Origin of the sequence: Streptomyces sp. ISL-99 (genome assembly GCF_018614005.1) — a bacterium.
GTDB lineage: Bacteria > Actinomycetota > Actinomycetes > Streptomycetales > Streptomycetaceae > Streptomyces > Streptomyces flavidovirens.
The window spans coordinates 153,487-172,052 of record NZ_JAGGPC010000002.1 but is presented as its reverse complement, the minus strand read 5'-3'; the positions used below and the strand labels follow the sequence as shown (position 1 = coordinate 172,052).

Sequence of the window (18,566 nt, the reverse complement as noted above, 5' to 3'; positions counted from 1 at the left end):
CGCCCCGCGTTTCCCCTCATAGCTCTCACCGCCGCCACCCTCCTCACCGCCGGTCTGGCCGCCCCCGCCACCCAAGCCGCGAACCGGGCCGCCGCCGACGTGAACGTCGCCAAGAACGCCGGCTTCGAGTCCGGGCTCAGCAACTGGGCCTGTTCCGCCGGCAGCGGCGCCACCGTTTCTTCCCCCGCCCACGGTGGCGCCGCTGCCCTCAAAGCCACCCCCGGCGGGCAGGACAACGCCCGCTGCTCGCAGACCGTCACCGTCAAGCCCGGTGCTACGTACACCCTCAGCGCCTGGGTGCAGGGCGGATACGCGTACCTCGGGGCCAGCGGCACCGGCACCACCGACGTCTCCACCTGGACGCCCGACTCGTCCGGCTGGAAGCAGCTCACCACCAGCTTCAAGGCCGGCCCCGCCACCACCTCGGTGACGGTCTACACCCACGGCTGGTACGGCCAGAGCGCCTACTACGTCGACGACGTATCCGTCTTCGGCCCCGACGGCGGCGGAGGCACCGACCCCGAACCCGGCATCCCCGCCACCCCATCCGGGCTCACCGTCGGCGCCACGACGTCATCGTCCGTCGCGCTCTCCTGGTCCGGCGTCAGCGGGGCGACCGGGTACAACGTCTACCGCGGCGGTACGAAGGTCCAGTCCGTGACCGGGACTTCGGCGACCGTTTCGGGGCTGGCGGCGGACACGGCGTACGACTTCCAGATCACCGCGACCAACTCCGCCGGCGAGTCACCCAAGTCGGCGTCCGTCCGCGGCCGGACCGCGCCCGGCGGCGGCGATCCCGGCCCCGGCCCCGCTGTGCCCAAGCACGCGCTGACCGGCTACTGGCAGAACTTCAACAACGGCGCGACCGTCCAGAAGCTCCGCGACGTGCAGGCGCAGTACGACATCATCGCCGTCTCCTTCGCCGACTCGACCGCCACGCCCGGCCAGATCGTCTTCAACCTCGACCCGGCCGTCGGGTACGCGAGCGCCGCCGACTTCAAGGCCGACATCGCCGCGAAGAAGGCCGCCGGGAAGTCCGTGATCATCTCGGTCGGCGGCGAGAAGGGCAACGTCACCATCAACAGTGACGCCTCCGCGACCGCCTTCGCCAACAGCGCGTACGCCCTGATGCAGGAGTACGGCTTCAACGGCGTCGACATCGACCTCGAACACGGCATCAACTCGACGTACCTCACCAAGGCGCTGCGCCAGCTCTCCGCCAAGGCGGGCTCCGGACTCGTGCTCACCATGGCGCCGCAGACCATCGACATGCAGTCCACCGGCAGCGAGTACTTCAAGACGGCGCTCGCGGTGAAGGACATCCTGACCGTCGTCAACATGCAGTACTACAACAGCGGTTCCATGCTCGGCTGCGACGGCAAGGTCTACTCGCAGGGGTCCGTCGACTTCCTCACCGCGCTCGCCTGCATCCAGCTGGAGGGCGGTCTGGCCCCGAGCCAGGTCGGCATCGGCGTACCGGCGTCCACGCGGGGCGCGGGCAGTGGGTACGTCGCACCGTCCATCGTGAACAACGCCCTGGACTGCCTGACCCGCGGCACAAACTGCGGGTCCTTCAAGCCCGCCAAGACCTACCCCGGTCTGCGCGGCGCGATGACCTGGTCCACGAACTGGGACGCGACGGCCGGCAACGCCTGGTCGAACGCGGTGGGACCGCACGTGCACAACCTGCCGTAGTCACGACAGGCTCCGTGCAGCGCCGCCGCTTCACGCTCCTCGCGGCGGCGCTGCCGGGAAGCTCTTACCCGAGCAGTTCCCTCACCTGCTGTACGCACAGCACGATGAACAGCAGGCCCGCCGCCCCCAGCATCGCGTTGCTGAGCATGCCGTTGCGCCATTGGGCGGGCGTACGCGAGGAGTTGAGCAGCCACACGAGCGTCAGCGCCAGGAACGGCATGAAGAACGCGCCGAGCACGCCGTACACCACGACAAGCCCGAACGGCTGGTCCAGCCACAGCAGCGCCATCGGCGGGAACGTCAGCCACAGCAGGTACGCCCGGAACGGCAGCGAGCGTTCCTTCACGCCGGCCGCGACCTCCTCCACCGTGCCCACGTCGCCTTATCTTGATACGTCAGGCGCAGACCTCACCGCGCCGGACCGCCATGACGAACTCGGCCCAGGCTCCCGTCGAGACGACCACGGCGGGTCCGTGGGGCGCGCTCTTGCTGTCCCGCACGGGCACGACGCCGGTGATGCCGTCGGCGACCTCTACGCAGTCACCGCCGCTCGAATTGCTGTAGCTGCTCTTGCGCCAGCGCACGGAGCCGAGGTCAATCCTGTTGCTCTGCTGCATTTCTGTAGTCCTCCGCCGCTGACTCGATCAAGGCCAGGGACGCCTCGGGTGGCAGTGCGGCGGCCCTGAGCAGACCGTACGACCTGCGGTAGTCCTTCACGAGGGGCGGATAATCGATGAGTTGGCCGCGGTGAATGCCCTCGGTGTAGATCACCGGCGGGGCGTCCGGGAAGGTCATTACCTTGACCATGCCCATCATGAGCGGATACGCGGCGGCCGTGTCCGGGACGATCTGGAGAACGCCCTGCACGGAGCGCACCACCTGCCCAATGTGTGCCAATTGCTCGGCCATCTCCCCCGGCGGCAACAACGGCCGACGCACGAGGGTCTCGTGCACGATTGCCCAGTACGCCGGACGCGCCTCGCGCTCCCAGATCTCCGCACGCTTCAGCCTCGCGTCGACCTGCTTGCCCCCAGTCTCCGGCGACAACCACGGGCTACCGGTTCGGATGATCTTCCGCGCGTACGCCTTCGTCTGCAACAGACCAGGAACGAGCATCGGCGCCCACTCCTCGACCACCTCCGCATACCGCTCCATCTCCGCCACATCCGCGAAGTACTCCGCATGCCCGGACTGCCGGGCCCGACGGGCGTCTTCGCAGCGGCGTACGAAAAAGCCGTCCGTCTTCAGCCGTTCGTCGACGTGCCGGGCCAGGGCCAGCGGCATGCTTCGGTTGCCGAGCTCGATCTCGCTCAGGAGCGTGGCGCTGTAGAAGCTGCCGTCGACCACCTCGGCGAGGGTCAGCCCCTCGCGTTCCCGCTTCCATCGCAGCTCGCCGCCGTAGAACGACGGCACGCTCAGCGATGCGTCAAGATCCTTACGTCGACCCACAGTTGACCACCTTCCACGCCCCGACCGTGTGAAGCCCGAAGAGCTTCTACGGTAGGGCGGACCGCGTCACCGCGTGAGGAATTCGTCACACAGCGCATCGAAAGGTGTACCGCCATGCTCCCCACCCGTCACGGGTCAGCTGTTTCGGCGCTTTCGGACTACGGCAAAGGCGCCAAACGCGAGGATCGCCGCGGCTGCTGCCGCACCGATGATCAGGCCCAACCGACCATCGCCCTGGGCCTTCTCGCTGGGCCCTGCCACGATGGCATCGCCTCCGTGCTTGGCCTTCGAGGCTTGTGACGCAGCTGGCGCAGAGGGGGTGGGCGGGCTTGAAGGGCTGGGCATCACCTCGTCGGGGAGGAGGTTGGCGTCGGGGGCGCCTGGGTTGCCCTTGCCGTCGAGGACGTTCATACCCGGGCGGATCCCACCATGGCCCGAGTAATAGCTATGGGTGCCTTCCACCCAGCCTTCCCGGTCGGCCGTGTCGAAGAGAACACGGAGGACCTGGTTCGCAGTCCATTCCGGGTGGACGGACCAGACCAGAGCGGCAGAGGCGGAAGCGAGCGCGGTGGCGGCCACGGCTCCACCGCCATCGTCGCAATAGCTCTGGAACTCAGCGTCGCACCAGCGCGGGATGTCCTCGCCGGGAGCCGAAATATCCACATGCTTCCCGTGTTGGGATTGCCGGGTCGCCCGGCCCCCACGATCGCTCGAAGCAACACCGACGACTTCTGGATACGCGGCCGGATATTGTGTCTTGTTCCCCTTCTCGGCGTTGTCGCCCGTGCCTGCGATCAACAGCTTGCCCTTGCGCACGGCGTATTCCATCGCCGCTTGCTCCCCGAACATGTTCAGACCGATGGCGTATTGGTTCCCGACCGAAATATTGATGATCTGCGCATCACTGTCCGCCGCAGCCCGGATGGCACCGTCCAGAGGATCGTTAATTTGAGGCACCTCATCGTGCTCGAGGAGGGGGATCCGTACAGGTATGATCTTTACTCCTGGTGCAAGACCGCGCAGGCCACCGCCTTTCCCCGTACCGGCAATCAACTCAGCCGTGGTCGTCCCTTGCCCGTTGTAGTCGTCTGTCGATCCGCCCGCTTCGTCAGTGGCGTTCACCCCCTTCAGAACTTGCCCCTTGAGTGAAGGCGTGGACGGATTGACGCCGGAGTCGATGACAGCGACCTTGATGCCTTCGCCGGTGGTGACCTTCCACATCTCCTCGGCATACATCGCGTCCAGGTACCACTGCTTCGACCGCGCATCCGCGGCCACGGCAGGCGGGGCCGTACCGGCGACGACCACAGCCCAAGCGCCGACCACGGCCAGCGCGCAGAGCACGCCTGACCGCAAGGCGTGAGACGGTCGGTCCCCCCGGCCGCGGCCCCGGACCGGGCCAATTCCTGCCGTACCGACGCGATCCATCGCTACGGAACTCATCAGTTCGCCAAGCCCTTCGTAGCAGGCGCGTCGTCGTTACCCGACTGCTTGGGTTCGGCGCTCCTCTTCCGCTCCCACTGCACGTCCTGCTCCGCCTTGATACGTGTCTGGATCGCCGCGTACCGTCGCCGCACATCCTCCTCCACCTTGTCGAAGCCGACCTCGGCAGCGTGCACGGCGATACTCAGCCCCTCAATCTGGGCGCCAAGGGTCTTGGAGAGTGAAACAAGCTCCTCGTGGACGCGGTTGTACTGGCCGAAGAGCGAATCCGCCTCGTCGAATTTCGCGTTCAGGCCGCTGAAGGAGGCCCGAGCAACCCGCTGCTCACCCACCTTGGCGCTACTGCCGGCCCCGCCCTCGAAATCTGCCAGCAACGCGTTCACCCGCGTCTGGAATCGCTTCAGCGCACCGACGCCACGCTCAAGGTCGCTCACGACCGCTCCCCTCGCCGTTGAACTGCCCGGCCAACACCTGCATCGACCACGATGCCCGCCGTCAGCCTGCGCTCGGGGAGCGCGGCGGGACCGGGGTGTTGGCGGACCAGAAATCGGAGCGCACATTGGGGCGAGGGATTGGAACGCCGGCATAGTCGGGACCGTTCGGCTTTGCGGTGGGATTGGCGACCTTTGCCTTCTTCACACACGGACTGTCCCCTTCGAAGTACGCCTGACCCTTGTCTGCAATGGTCAAGGAGATCCCGAACCCGTCAGCCGTCTGAGCAAAGACAGCGGGAAAGTCTTTATCTTTGTCCACCGAGGTGATCTGGTAACCGCTCTTCTTCCAGAACCGCTCAACCACACCTAGGAAGCTTCCGCGCCGCTGCTCGGAAATAACTGTCATCACTGTCCGACGCCGAGTCAGCGAGCAACTTCCGGTCGTTGTGTCATCGTGCGCCCACTGGACTTTCGGCTTAATGGCGCTGATCGTCCCGTCCAGCATAGAGTCCAATCGCTCCGCCGCTTCTTGCATATTCATTGCCGCGACTCCTGTCTGCCTGTCATCTAGAATTCCACAACCAGCCAGCAGAGAGCTCATCAGAACAAGGGGCAGCGCCCTTTTCAACAGCTGCTTCACCGCCACTCCTCCGTCTTAATCTTTTCAGAATTCCCTGCGACGATCTTGGCGATACTTTCTGCGGAATTCCGATCCCTCTCAGGGGTGAAGTAATTGGAGTGAGCGTCAAACGCGCCCAATTCAAGGACGGGGCGGGCTCCGTCGTCCACCTCGAAACGTCGGGCGCCAAAGGCCACGCTGGCCGGGTCCTTGCCGAAGTAGAGGTCGTCGTCACCCTGGTCAGCGATATCACCGGCGATGTAACCGCCCAGTGGCCCTGCAGCGACCAACCCAACGCCACTTGCCACGCTCTGTTGTCCTGAGGGGAGCTTGGTCACCGGATCGTTGTCGGCCGCTCCGACGAAGACGTGATCCTTGCCGACGCCGAGGTCCTCTGCCCTGTCGACGCCAGTGCCGGGACTACCGAGCAGGATGATGTCGTCAGCTCCCGGAATGCCGCCGTCCTGCTGGGCAGCCGTACCGACCGCTAGCGATCCGTAGGAATGGCCGATCGCTGTCAGGTGCGGGTCCTTGTGCTCGTTGGTGGCGCCCAGTCCGGCCATGAACTGGTTGTAGACCGGGGCACCTTCCTCGGCGTTGCTCGTGCTTGCGACCGTTGCGAAATTCGGAGCGTCGTAGCCGAGCCAGACAATCGCCGCACTGGATTCGTCGTACTTTTGTGCACCCTTCGCGGTGTCCAGACCCCGCTTCAAGGTGTCATCGACGAATTCCTGGTTCAGCTTGGTCCCCAGCCCCGGCACATACGCCGAGACGTTCCGCGACGTGTCCGGATTGCCGTACGCCACGATGGCACGCCCATTGCCCTCGCCCCCGATGCCCAGCAAGTACATCGGCACCTTGGAGGGCTCGTTCAGCTTCGCTTCGATGCCCCGCAGTGCAGCCAGCTTGGTCTGGGCATCGTCGCCGTCCTGGCCCTCCAGCTTGTCGATGAGCACCGGCAGATAGTTCCGGTTCGCCTCGTCCCGTACCGCAGCCGGAATTCCGTCGAGGCTGCCGACCAAGTCCGGGACAATCGTCACGTACTCCTGCCGCTGTTCGTCGGTCAGGCCGTCCCACCATTTCTTGCGCTCGGCGGGGGATTTGTCCTCGGGGATGGTGTCGCCCAGGTACCGGCCCGCGACCGTGCGTACCGCATCCGTGTCGCGGAAGACGTCTTCCAACGTCGCCTTGGTGACATCGAGCCCGCCGGCCGCCTTGAGCTTGCTCAGCGCCTGCACGTACCGGCCGTCGATGTCTGCGGCGGACCGCACCGCCCGCGCGATACGGTCCGCGATTGCCTGCGCCTTGACCGCGTTCGGGTTGGGGTCGAAGCGGCCTCCAGGAAGACCGGGCTGCTCGGTCAGCGGAGGTGCTTCCAGGGGGAACCGCCCGCTGCCCTGAGCCGTGCCGCCCGGCTGCTCCTTCTTGCCCAGCAGAGTCTCGCCTACGGCGGCCGGGTAGCTGACCGAACCATCCGAGTGGACGGTGAACTTCAGGCTCTCGGCGTCTTCCAGAGCCCGCGCCAACTGCTCCTGCGGCCCCGCAAGTTCGGAGGCGAGGCCGTTCAGAGCCGTACGGATCAGGCCGGCCTCGGTGTGAACATACTGAAAATTGCGGCTCAGCCGCTCCAGCCTCTTCAGGGCCGCCTCGGCCGAATCGCTCTTCTGAGTCTCTCGCAGTTTCGCCGTCATGGTCCTGTCGACCTTGCCCCGGTCGGCATCGGCCCTGCCGGAGACCTCGTGCCAGCCGTCACCGGCGTCTTCGAACTCCGACCGTTTCAGGTCGCGCAGCCGCTGCCAGGTCAGCGTCGTGCCGGTCACGGGCGCTCACCCGCAATGGCCGTCTTCACGGCACTCAAGGAACTCTTCACCGCAGTCTCCGTCTCGCCCATCTCCTTGGCGACCTTCAGCAGCGCATTCTCCAGGTAGTCGCATTCACCCCGCACCGCAGCGAGTCGCTTCTCCCACGAGTCCAGTACCGCGTTCAGCATCGCCACGGACGCAAGCCCCGCCGCCCCGGACGCGATGCCCTCATGCGCGGGACGAAGCCGACTGCGGCTCGTCTGCGTGCTGGTCTGCAACATGCCCGCGGCACCGGACGCACTGGTCCACGGCCCGCCACTGTGCTTCAGCTTTCCCCCGCCGCCCGCACCATCCGGTGCAGCCGAGGCCAGCGACATGCGCGCCTCCGCCGCCTTGGCCGCCTCGGCCTTGAGCTGCTCCCACTCATCCCACGCCATGGACTCCGCCCCCCGTGTCACTCCCCAACGCACCTGCGCCGCGCTGCCCGAGCGACGCTAGCGCATCGGCGCACCTCGTATGCAAGTGCGAAGGGGATCAACCTCGGGATGAACTTCCCCGCCGTAGCAGCCCAATCGCCGGGCACGCAAGGGCGATTAGCCTCACCTCTCCTCTCGATGAATGAGTACATACATCAACGGCCGCTACCAGGGCAGTTCCCGCACCTGCTGCACGCACAGCACGATGAACAGCAGGCCCGCCGCCACCAGCATCACGTTGCTGAGCAGGCCGTTGCGCCATTCCGCGGGTGTACGGGAAGAGTTGAGCAGCCACACCAGCGTCAGGGCCAGGAACGGCATGAAGAACGCGCCGAGCACGCCGTACACCACGACCAAGCCGAACGGCTGGTCCAGCCACAGCAGCGCCATCGGCGGGAACGTCAGCCACAGCAAGTACGCCCGGAAGGGGAGGGAACGCTCCTTCGCGCCGGCCGCGACCTCCTCCACCGTGCCGACGTCGACCGGGGCACCCTTGCGGTCGCGCTGGAGGCGCTCGACGAAGTCGGCGAACATCAGGCTCACGCCGTGCCATACGCCGATGAGGGACGAGAAGGACGTGGCGAAGAAGCCGACGAGGAAGAGCTTCGCCGTCACCGCGCCGTACCGGTCCTCCAGGATCTTGCCGAGGTCGATCAGGCCGCGGTCGCCCTTGGTGAGGGCGAGCTGGGAGGAGTGCAGCAGCTCGGCGCCGACGATCAGCATCGCGACGACGAAGATGCCGGTGGTGATGTACGCGACGCGGTTGTCGAGGCGCATCACCTTCATCCAGCCGGTGTTGGTCCAGCCCTTGGCGTTCACCCAGTAGCCGTACGCCGCCATGGTGATCGTGCCGCCGACGCCGCCGATCAGGCCGAGGGTGTAGAGGAGCGAGCCGTCCGGGAGGACAGGGACCAGGCCCGCGAACGACGCGCCGACGTCGGGGCCGACGCGGAAGGCGACGTACACCACGACCACGAACATCACGCCGACCAGAACCGTCATGACCTTCTCGAAGACGGCGTACTGGTTGAACCAGACGAAGACCAGTCCGATCAGACCCGTGATGATCGCCCACGTCTTGAGGCCCGGCCCGTCGGGGAAGAGCGCGACGATCGGGAGGGCGGAGGACGACATGGCGGTCGCGCCGTAGACGAAGCCCCAGACCACGACGTAGATCGCGAAGTAGACGGTGGTCCACTGGCCGAGGCTGCGCCAGCCCTCGAAGAGGGTGCGGCCGGTGGCGAGGTGCCAGCGGCCGGCGGCCTCGGCCAGCGAGATCTTGACGACGCAGCCGATGACGGCGGCCCACATCAGCGTGTAGCCGAACTTGCTGCCCGCGATCAGCGTCGCGACGAGGTCACCGGCTCCGACACCGGTCGCGGCGACGACGATGCCGGGGCCGATGTACTTCCAACTGGACTTGCGCGGCTGGGCGACTGCCTCTCCCGTGCCGCTCTCTGTCGTTCCTGCCATCGCCGGCATCCTCCCGCTCGTCCCCGTAGGTGATCGAGATCACCAAAGCGGGACGAGGGGTGCTCGCGCAAGGGGTACGGCACGGCGGGCCGGATGGCCGAAGGTCGCTCTTGACGGGGTCATGCCATGCGCTCACCATATGCCCGAACACCGAAGACCGAACACCCGCACGACATGCGTCGCACACCCCCACACTCCCCACCCAGGAGACAGCATGCGACTTCGCATACGCGGAAGAGGGTCCGCCAAGTCCGCCACCCTCGCGGGCCTCGCAGCCCTCGTGGCCCTCGCCGTGGCGGCGCCGCTCACCGCGAGCGCGACCACGACAGGGGCGCGGCCCGCGCCCGCCGCCACCGCGGAAGAAGTGATCAGGCAGTACGAGATCCACGGCCCGGCCACCGCCGCCGCCCGTACCGCCGTCGCGGCCACCGGAGTCTCGGTGGACGAGGCCGACGACCACTCGGTCGTCGTCAGCGCCAACGCCGCGCAGCTGGGGCGGCTCAAGGCGCTCGGATACGCGCCGAAGGCACTGCCGGGACCGCCCGCCCGTACCGACGGACTGGCCGTCGAGCCGCTGGACTTCCCGCCCGCCGACTCGCGCTATCACAACTACGCCGAGATGAACGCGGAGATCAACCAGCGCCTCCAGCAGTACCCGAACCTCATGAGCAAGCGCGTCATCGGCAAGTCGTACCAGGGCCGTGATCTCATCGCCATCAAGATCAGCGACAACGTGGCGACCGACGAGAACGAGCCCGAGGTCCTCTTCACCCACCACCAGCACGCCCGCGAGCACCTGACCGTCGAGATGGCGCTCTACCTGCTGCGCGAGCTGGGCGCGGGTTACGGCTCGGACTCCCGGATCACCAACGTCGTGAACAACCGCGAGATCTGGATCGTGCCGGACCTCAACCCCGACGGCGGCGAGTACGACATCGCCTCCGGCTCGTACCGCAGCTGGCGCAAGAACCGGCAGCCCAACTCCGGTTCGTCGTCCGTCGGTACGGACATGAACCGCAACTGGAACTTCAAGTGGGGCTGCTGCGGCGGCTCCTCCGGCTCGTACGGCTCCGAGACCTACCGCGGCTCGGCCCCCGAGTCCGCCCCCGAGGTGAAGGTCGTCGCCGACTTCGTCCGCTCCCGCGTCGTGGGCGGCAAGCAGCAGATCAAGGCGGGCATCGACTTCCACACGTACAGCGAGCTGGTGCTGTGGCCGTACGGCTACACGTACAACGACACAGCCCCCGGCCTGACCCAGGACGACCGTGACGCGTTCGCGACGGTGGGCCGCAAGATGGCGGCGAGCAACGGCTACACGCCGCAGCAGTCGAGCGACCTCTACATCACCGACGGGTCGATCGACGACTACCTGTGGGGCGCGCACAAGATCTTCGGCTACACCTTCGAGATGTACCCGCGCGGCTCCAGTGGCGGCGGCTTCTACCCGCCCGACGAGGTGATCGAGCGCGAGACCAGCCGCAACCGGGACGCGGTGCTGCAACTGCTGGAGAACTCGGACTGTATCTATCGGTCCATAGGCAAGGAGCAGCAGTACTGCGGCTAGGGGGCGGCCGTCCGAGGTGGCTGAAGGGGGTCCGTTACGGGCTCCCTTCAGCCGCGTCTAGTGGCCTCGGCCCGCCAGGTAATAGCCGAGCACTGAGGCGAGTTCCGCGAGCCACGCCTGGAGCTTTGCCTGGTTGCGGGCCGCGACTACGCCCTCGTAGAACCGGCCGTCGGGCAGGACGACAGCGACCATGAGGACCCCGCCGCCGGGGCCCGGCTTGTAGTGGACGGTCTGGATGTCGCGCCAGGGGAAGTCGATGGTGGCGCCGTTGCATTCGAGCGAGACGCCCTCGGCGTCGACGACGACGGCGTTACGTCGGTCCGCGGCCAGGAAGTCGGGGCCGGCGGGCCCCGGCGGCCCGGGGAAGGGCGCGGGTGGCCCGGGTGCGGGGGCGAAAGCCGGGGGCGGCGGGCCGAATCCCTGCTGCGGCTGAGGGTGGTACTGCGGCTGGGGATCCACTGGGGTCGGCCTCCTCGGCTTTCGTTCTGAGGGGGCCCAGTATCGCCGACCGACGAAAGGGCGCCCCGGGACGGACGGGTCCCGGGACACCCTCTGGTCGTACGGTACGGCTTGGTCAGTGAATCGCCAGGCTCAGGAGGGCCGCGACGGCGAAACCGGCCACCGACAGGACCGACTCCAGCATCGTCCAGGACTTCAGCGTGTCCCGCTCCGAGATGCCGAAGTACTTGGCGACGATCCAGAAACCGCCGTCGTTGACGTGCGAGGCGAAGATCGAACCGGCCGAGATGGCCATGATGACCAGGGCCAGGAAGGCCTGCGAGTGGTCGCCGTTCTCGACGAGCGGGAGCACGATGCCGGCCGTGGTGACGATCGCGACCGTCGCCGAGCCCTGCGCGACGCGCAGCACGAGCGAGATGAGGTACGCGAGGACGATGACCGGCAGGCCCACGTCGTTGAAGGTGTCGGAGAGCGCCTGGGCGACGCCGCTCGCCTTCAGTACGGCGCCGAATATGCCGCCCGCGCCGACGACCAGCAGGATGTTGCCGACGGGCTTGAGGGACGAAGTCGAGACCTGCTCAAGGGACTTGCGCGACCAGCCGCGCCGGATGCCGAGCAGGTAGTACGCCATCAGCAGCGCGATCGTCAGCGCGACGAAGGGGTTGCCGAAGAACTCGATGACCGAGCGGAGGGTCGAGGGGTCCAGCGCGATCGAGGAGAACGTCGCCGCGAGGATGAGGACCAGCGGCGTACCGATGATGCTCAGGACCGTCACGAGCGAGACGGGCTGCTCCTGCGGAGGCCGGCCCGCGGCGGTCTGCTCCGCGATGACGGCGGCCTTGGCGTCCTCGGCGGCCTCGACCATGTCGTGCGGGACCTCGACGAAGACGCGCTTTCCGATCCAGGCGGCGTACGCCCAGGCCGCGAGCACGGCGGGGATGCCGCAGACGATGCCCATGAGGATGACCCAGCCGAGAGAGACGTGGAAGAGGCCGGCGGCGGCGACCGGTCCCGGGTGCGGGGGCAGGAACGCGTGGGTCATGGAGAGGCCGGCGAGCAGCGGCATGGCGTACAGCAGGATCGACTTGCCGGAGCGCTTGGCGGCGGCGTACACGATCGGCGCCAGGACGAAGATGCCGACGTCGAAGAAGACCGGGATGCCGAAGACGATGCCGGTGAGGCCCATGGCGAGCGGGGCGCGCTTCTCGCCGAAGAGGCCCAGGAGGCGGGCGGACAACACCTCCGCGCCGCCGCTGACTTCGAGTATCGCGCCGAGCATCGTGCCGAGGCCGATGATGATCGCGACGTGGCCGAGGATGCCGCCCATGCCGGATTCGATGACGGAGACGACGGCCGACTTCTGGACCGTACCGAAGAGTTCGGTGACGGAGAGGCCGGCGCCGAGGCCGACGGCGATGGAGACGGCGAGCAGGGCGACGAACGGCTGGAGCCTGACCTTGATGATCAGGAGGAGGAGCAGGGCGATGCCGAGGGTCGCGACGGTCAGCAGACCCGCCGTGCCGTCGATGAGCGTGAGGAGACCGCCGGTGTGGGGTGGGGTCTCCGCGGGAGCGGGGGCGGTGGCGGCGAGCGGCATGAGGAGGACCTCGTAATTCCATGGGGCTTTCGGGGCAGGGGGTATCGCGGCGCGGCGCCCGGGCGGTGGGCGCCGCGCCGTGACGACGTACGGCGTGCGGGAGGGGGGAGAAGGCGGTGCGCGTCGGCTCAGCCGAGGACGGCGAGCGCGTCGATCTCGATGAGGAGGCCGGCCGGGAGACCGACGTAGACGGTCGTACGGGCGGCGGGGGCCTCCTTGAGGCCCTGCTCCTCGAAGTACTGGTTGTAGATCTCGTTCATCTCGGCGAAGTGGCCGGTGTCGGTGAGGTAGACGCGCATCATCATCACGTCGTCCCAGCTCGCGCCGCCCTCCTCCAGGATCGCCTTGACGTTGGCGAAGGTCTGGAGGGTCTGCTCGCGCAGCGTCGGGCCGGCGGGGGTGGGCGCCTGACCCTCGACGGCCGGCAGGAAGCCGACCTGTCCGGCGACCTGGAGGATGTTGCCCTTGCGTACGCCGTGGGAGAACTTGGCGGGCGGGGCGGTGTGGGTGGACGGGGTGATCGCGGTCTTCTCACTCATGCGCGTGCTTCCTTCGCAGGTGTGTTGCCTGAGTACTCCCTGCTGATGGCGTCGGCCGTGCGGCGCACCAGCGGCAGGAGGGTGAGGAGTTCCTCGGCGGTGACGACGACGTTCGGCGCGGACACCGACATGGCGGCGACGACCCGGCCGTCGGCCCCGCGGATGGGGGCGCCGACGCAGTTGATGGACTCCTCGTGGCCGCCGAGGTCGGTGGCCCAGCCCTGTTCGCGTACGAGAGCCAGCTCCTTGAGGAAGGCCGCGGCGTTCGGCGTCGAACGGGACGTGTAGGTGGGGTAGTCGAGCTTCTCCGCGATGGTGCGGCGCTCGGCCTCGGGGAGGTCGGCGAGCAGCAGTTTCGCGACGGCGGCGACGGTGATCGCGACGGGCTTGCCGATGCGCGAGTACATGCGGACCGGGTAGCGGCTCTCGACCTTGTCGATGTAGAGGACCTCGACCTCGGTCTCCTCGTACACCGCGAGGTGGACGGTGTGCCCGCACTCGTTGTTGAGGGCGGCGAGGTGGGGGTGCGCGATCTCGCGTACGTCGAGGTTCTCGACGGCCTCCTGGGCGAGTGCGAAGAGGCGGGCGCCGAGGCGGTAGCGCTGGTCCTGCTGCCGGTAGACGAGGCCGTGCTCGTGGAGGGTGCGCAGGAGGCGCAGCGCGGTGGACTTGTGGACGCCGAGGCGTTCGGCGACCTGGCCGAGGTCGGCTGGTCCCTGCGCGAGCAGCGGCAGGATGCTCAGCGCGCGGTCGACGGTCTGGCTCATGGCGTACGTACCTCCTGGTCGGCGGCTCCCTTCGGCTGCGTTACGTCGGTCCAGCCGGGGCCGAGACGAAGTTTCCCCCAGGCATCCGCGTCCAGTGCGGCGAGGCGGTCGGCGTGCGCGCGGGACGGCGGCGTACCGAGGTCGCCGGGGACGGTGAGGGCGGCGGCGGCCATGAGGTGACCGTGCCGGATCCGGTCGCGTACGGGCAGACCGCGCAGGGTCGCGGAGAGGAATCCGGCGGCGAAGCCGTCCCCGGCGCCGACGGGGGCGACGACGTCGACGCGGGGGGCGGGCACGAAGGCGACGGTGTCGGGGCCGCTGCGCGGCTTCTTCCCCCGCCCCGCCACTGGATCTTCAGCCCCGTCGGCGATTGAGGCGCGGGGGTCTGGGGGCAGAGCCCCCAGTTCGGGAAGGGGCGGGCTGGGGAAAGAAGCCGCGCAGCGCTCGAACACCACCGCGCCCGCCGCACCCTGCTTCACCACCAGTACCGACGGCTCCGGGAGGGCCTCACGAATCGCCTCCGCCCCCACGACGCCCCAGGCCGTCTCCGCCTCGTCCTCGCCGACGAAGACCAGGTCCGCGCCGCGCGCGAGGTCGAGCAGGACGCGGGGGCCCTCGGCCTCGCGCCACAGGTGCGCGCGGTGGTTCACGTCGAAGGAGACCAGGGGGCGGCCGGGGCGGCGGGCGGTCAGCGTACGCATCAGGGCCAGGCAGTCGGCCGACAGCGCTGCCGTGATCCCCGACAGGTGCAGTACGCGGCCGGCGGCCAGCTCGTCGAGCGGCATGTTCCGTGGGGACATGGCGGAGGCGGCCGATCCGGCGCGGTAGTAGGCGACCTCGAAGCCGTCGGCGTCGCGGTCGGTCGCCGTACGGAAGTAGATGCCGGTGGGGCGGTGCGGGTCGAGCTGGACGGCGGAGGTGTCGACGCCGTACGCGGCGACGGCGTCGACGAGGTGGTCGCCGAAGCCGTCGGCGCCGACCCGGCCCACCCACCGCGTGCGGTGCCCGGCGGCGGCGAGGGCGCAGGCGACGTTGGACTCGGCGCCGCCGATGCCTCGGCCGAAGGAGGGTACGTCGGCGAGGCGGCCGGGCCGGGAGGGCAGGAACGTCACCATGGACTCGCCGAGGCAGACCACCTCCACCACTGCTGCTGCTTCGTCCGCGGGCGCGGTCACGATCGGGCTCCTCACCACTGACTCACCACTGCTCACCATTGACCCTGCGTCGGCTCGGATGTTAGACAGCGTTCAGCGATATACGCAATGGTCGTTGCATATGCTGCAACACGACGTACGAGGAGGCTCCCATGGCCGTCGGTAACCCGGGCGGACGACGCGCGGAACTCGCGGGACTCGCGGGACTCGCGGACGAGCGCGTGGACCACCGCTTCAAGGCGCTCCCGCCCGACGCCGAAGGGCTGACCGTCGGAGAACTCGCCGCCGAGCGCCGCAACCTCTTCACGGGCGGGTTCACCACCCCCGTGCTCGCGCTCTCCGCCGAGTCGGTGGAGCACAATCTCGCACTCCTGGAGACGTACGCCGAGCGCCACGGCCTCGCCTTCGCGCCGCACGGCAAGACGTCCATGTCACCGCAGCTCTTCGCGCGCCAGCTGGAGTACGGCGCGTGGGGCATCACCGCCGCCGTGCCGCACCAGGCGCGCGTCTACCGGGCGTACGGCATCCAGCGGATCTTCCTCGCCAACGAGGTCGTCGACGCGGCCGCCCTGCGCTGGCTGGCCGCCGAACTGGACGCCGACCCCGGCTTCCGCTGCATCTGTTACGTCGACTCCGTGCGCGGCGTGCAGCTCATGGACGAGGCGCTCCGGGCGGCCTCCGCCTCCCGCCCGCTGGACGTCGTCGTCGAACTCGGCGCGGGCGAGGGGGCCCGTACCGGCGCCCGGACGGCCGCCGACTGTGCGGCGGTCGCGGACGCGGTGGCGGCCACGACGAAGCTGCGCCTGGTGGGGGTGGCCGGGTACGAGGGCGAGGTACCGCAGGCGGACGGGGACAAGGTCCGCGCGTGGGTGCGCGAACTGGTCGCCCTGGCGGCCGACTTCGACAAGGCGGGCCGGTTCGCCGCCTCTTCGGACATCGTGATCAGCGCGGGTGGCAGCGCGTGGTTCGACGCGGTGGCGGAGGTGTTCGCGGAGATTCCCGCGCTCTCGCTGCCGGTGCTCAAGCTGCTGCGTTCCGGCGCGTACGTCTCGCACGACGACGGCCACTACCGCCACCTCACCCCCTTCAACCGGGTCCCGGACGAGGGTGCGCTCCAGCCCGCGTTCCGCCTCTGGGCGCAGGTCGTCTCCCGTCCCACGCCCGAGCAGGCCTTCGTCAACGCGGGCAAGCGCGACGCGGCGTACGACCTGGATCTGCCGGAGGCGCAGGTGGTACGGGACGCGGGGACGGGCGAGGTGCGGCCGGCGGCCGGCATCACGGTCACCGGCCTGTCGGACCAGCACGGCTGGGTGCGTACGGAGCCGGGGGCGGACCTGGAGGTCGGCGACTGGCTCGGCCTCGGGTTGTCCCACCCGTGCACGTCCTTCGACAAGTGGCAGCTGATCCCTCTGGTCGAGGCGGACGGCACGGTCACGGACTACATCCGCACGTTCTTCTGACACCCGTGCTCGGCAGAGAGGCGACAGCCATGGACCTCGTCATTCGTGACGCCCGCGTCATCGACGGCACCGGCGGTGCCTCCTACCGCGCCGACGTCGGCCTGGACGGCGGCCGCATCGCCGCGATCCGGCGGGAGGGCGACGGCGGGCCACGGCTCGGCGCGCGCCGCACGCTGCACGCGCACGGCCTGGCCCTCTCCCCCGGCTTCATCGACATGCACGCGCACAGCGACCTCGCCCTGCTCCGCGATCCCGACCACAGTGCCAAGGCCGCCCAGGGCGTCACCCTCGAAGTCCTCGGCCAGGACGGCCTGTCGTACGCGCCGGTCGACGACCGCACGCTCACCGAGGTGCGCAGGGCCATCACCGGCTGGAACGGGGACGGATCCGACATCGACTTCGACTGGCGGACCGTCGGCGAGTACCTCGACCGGCTCGACCGCCAGGGCATCGCCGTCAACGCCGCGTACCTCGTCCCGCAGGGCACCGTCCGCATGTACGCGACCGGCTGGGACGACCGCCCGGCGACCCCCGCCGAGCTCACCCGCATGAAGCAGCTCGTCGCCGAGGGCATGGAGCAGGGCGCCGTCGGCATGTCGTCGGGCCTGACCTACACCCCCGGCATGTACGCCGACGACGCCGAACTCACCGAGCTGTGCCGCGTGGTGGCGCGGTACGACGGCTACTACTGCCCGCATCACCGCTCGTACGGCGCCGGAGCCCTCGCGGCGTACGAGGAGATGGTGACCCTGACCCGCAACGCCGGCTGCGCGCTGCATCTTGCCCACGCCACCATGAACTTCGGGGTCAACAAGGGCAAGGCGCCCGATCTCCTCTCCCTCCTCGACAAGGCGCTGGACGAGGGCGCGGACATCTCCCTCGACACCTACCCCTACACGCCCGGCTGCACGACGCTCGTCGCCATGCTGCCGAGCTGGGCGAGCGAGGGCGGCCCGGAGGCGGTCCTCGCCCGCCTCCGGGACGACGAGAGCGCCGAGAAGATCCGCCACCACATGGAGGTCGTCGGCGCGGACGGCTGCCACGGCGTCCCCATCGAGTGGGACACGATCGAGATCTCGGGCGTCAGCGACCCCGGCATGGCGAGCTGTGTGGGCAAGACGATCGCCGAGTCCGCCGCTCAGCGCGGCGAGGCCCCCTGGGTCACCGCCCGCCGTCTGCTGATCAACGACAACCTCGGCTCGACGATCCTTCAGCACGTCGGTCACGAGGAGAACGTCCGCGCGATCATGCGTCACCGCGTGCACACCGGCGGCAGCGACGGCATCCTCCAGGGCTACAAGCCGCACCCGCGCGCGTACGGAACCTTCCCCCACTACCTGGGCCACTACGCCCGCGACCTGGGCGTCCTCTCCCTTGAGGAGTGCGTCGCGCACCTCACTTCGCGCCCCGCCGCCCGGCTCCGACTGCCCGACCGGGGGCTCGTACGGGAGGGCTACCGCGCCGACCTCGTCCTCTTCGACCCGGACACGGTGGCGGCGGGCTCGACGTTCGAGGCCCCGCGCACGCTGCCGGTGGGCATACCGCACGTTTTCGTCGACGGCCGGTTCGTGATCGAGGACGGGAGGCGGACGGACGTCCTCGCGGGCCGGTCGGTGCGGCGTACGGCCTGAGGAC

At 68.7% G+C, this 18,566-nt stretch carries 17 protein-coding genes and 1 pseudogene; 4 read left to right on the top strand and 14 right to left on the bottom strand.

What is annotated here, in order from left to right:
* The first annotated feature begins 54 nt into the window (after positions 1-54).
* Complete coding sequence (locus tag J7E91_RS01160; RefSeq protein WP_251015021.1) at positions 55-1,695, top strand: chitinase; 1,641 nt, start codon at positions 55-57, stop codon at positions 1,693-1,695.
* A gap of 64 nt (positions 1,696-1,759) precedes the next feature.
* Here J7E91_RS01160 and J7E91_RS01155 read toward each other — a convergent pair.
* The 9 genes and pseudogenes from J7E91_RS01155 to J7E91_RS01115 all read right to left on the bottom strand — a co-directional run.
* Positions 1,760-2,062 (bottom strand): annotated as a pseudogene (locus J7E91_RS01155) (divalent metal cation transporter); the annotation flags it as partial.
* A 28-nt stretch (positions 2,063-2,090) separates the two neighbouring features.
* Positions 2,091-2,312, bottom strand: a complete 222-nt coding sequence (locus J7E91_RS01150) for a DUF397 domain-containing protein (protein WP_214898277.1) — start codon at positions 2,310-2,312, stop codon at positions 2,091-2,093.
* Positions 2,290-3,144, bottom strand: coding sequence for a DUF5753 domain-containing protein (locus J7E91_RS01145; protein WP_214898275.1), 855 nt, complete (start codon positions 3,142-3,144; stop codon positions 2,290-2,292). Before J7E91_RS01145 ends, J7E91_RS01150 begins: the two co-directional genes overlap by 23 nt.
* Positions 3,145-3,279: 135 nt before the next feature.
* Positions 3,280-4,422 carry a S8 family serine peptidase gene (locus J7E91_RS01140; RefSeq protein WP_308375894.1) on the bottom strand — a complete coding sequence of 381 codons (1,143 nt, stop codon included), beginning with the start codon at positions 4,420-4,422 and terminating at the stop codon, positions 3,280-3,282.
* Between the two features lie 164 nt (positions 4,423-4,586).
* A complete protein-coding gene (locus J7E91_RS01135; RefSeq protein WP_214898271.1) occupies positions 4,587-5,021 on the bottom strand; it encodes a hypothetical protein in 435 nt (144 codons plus the stop codon).
* 61 nt (positions 5,022-5,082) lie between these two features.
* On the bottom strand, positions 5,083-5,622 hold the full coding sequence (locus J7E91_RS01130) for a hypothetical protein (protein WP_214898352.1): 540 nt from the start codon (positions 5,620-5,622) through the stop codon (positions 5,083-5,085).
* A gap of 35 nt (positions 5,623-5,657) precedes the next feature.
* Positions 5,658-7,460, bottom strand: coding sequence for an alpha/beta hydrolase (locus tag J7E91_RS01125; RefSeq protein WP_214898269.1), 1,803 nt, complete (start codon positions 7,458-7,460; stop codon positions 5,658-5,660).
* A complete protein-coding gene (locus J7E91_RS01120) occupies positions 7,457-7,879 on the bottom strand; it encodes a hypothetical protein (protein ID WP_214898267.1) in 423 nt (140 codons plus the stop codon). The genes J7E91_RS01125 and J7E91_RS01120 overlap by 4 nt, the downstream gene beginning before the upstream one ends.
* Positions 7,880-8,083: 204 nt before the next feature.
* Entirely contained in the window at positions 8,084-9,391 is a 1,308-nt protein-coding gene (locus J7E91_RS01115; protein WP_214898265.1) for an Nramp family divalent metal transporter, read from the bottom strand.
* Positions 9,392-9,605: 214 nt separating this feature from the next.
* On the opposite strand from J7E91_RS01115, the gene J7E91_RS01110 reads away from it, so the two are divergent.
* A complete protein-coding gene (locus J7E91_RS01110; protein WP_214898263.1) occupies positions 9,606-10,955 on the top strand; it encodes a M14 family metallopeptidase in 1,350 nt (449 codons plus the stop codon).
* 57 nt (positions 10,956-11,012) lie between these two features.
* Here the strand turns inward: J7E91_RS01110 and J7E91_RS01105 are convergent, their stop codons facing one another.
* From J7E91_RS01105 to J7E91_RS01085, 5 genes are all read right to left on the bottom strand, one after another.
* Positions 11,013-11,414, bottom strand: coding sequence for a hypothetical protein (locus tag J7E91_RS01105; RefSeq protein WP_214898261.1), 402 nt, complete (start codon positions 11,412-11,414; stop codon positions 11,013-11,015).
* A gap of 115 nt (positions 11,415-11,529) precedes the next feature.
* Entirely contained in the window at positions 11,530-13,011 is a 1,482-nt protein-coding gene (locus J7E91_RS01100) for a GntP family permease (RefSeq protein WP_214898260.1), read from the bottom strand.
* Positions 13,012-13,139: 128 nt separating this feature from the next.
* Positions 13,140-13,550 carry a RidA family protein gene (locus J7E91_RS01095; RefSeq protein WP_214898259.1) on the bottom strand — a complete coding sequence of 137 codons (411 nt, stop codon included), beginning with the start codon at positions 13,548-13,550 and terminating at the stop codon, positions 13,140-13,142.
* Positions 13,547-14,317, bottom strand: a complete 771-nt coding sequence (locus J7E91_RS01090) for an IclR family transcriptional regulator (protein ID WP_214898258.1) — start codon at positions 14,315-14,317, stop codon at positions 13,547-13,549. Before J7E91_RS01090 ends, J7E91_RS01095 begins: the two co-directional genes overlap by 4 nt.
* Positions 14,314-15,531: a sugar kinase gene (locus J7E91_RS01085; protein WP_214898257.1), complete on the bottom strand. Its 1,218-nt coding sequence runs from the start codon at positions 15,529-15,531 to the stop codon at positions 14,314-14,316. The genes J7E91_RS01090 and J7E91_RS01085 overlap by 4 nt, the downstream gene beginning before the upstream one ends.
* A 92-nt stretch (positions 15,532-15,623) precedes the next feature.
* Between J7E91_RS01085 and J7E91_RS01080 the strand changes: the two genes are divergently transcribed.
* The gene (locus J7E91_RS01080) at positions 15,624-16,931 is read left to right on the top strand and encodes an amino acid deaminase (protein ID WP_214898256.1); all 1,308 of its coding nucleotides are present in this window, start codon (positions 15,624-15,626) and stop codon (positions 16,929-16,931) included.
* Positions 16,932-16,960: 29 nt separating this feature from the next.
* Positions 16,961-18,562 carry an amidohydrolase family protein gene (locus tag J7E91_RS01075; protein WP_214898255.1) on the top strand — a complete coding sequence of 534 codons (1,602 nt, stop codon included), beginning with the start codon at positions 16,961-16,963 and terminating at the stop codon, positions 18,560-18,562.
* The last annotated feature ends 4 nt before the right edge of the window (positions 18,563-18,566 follow it).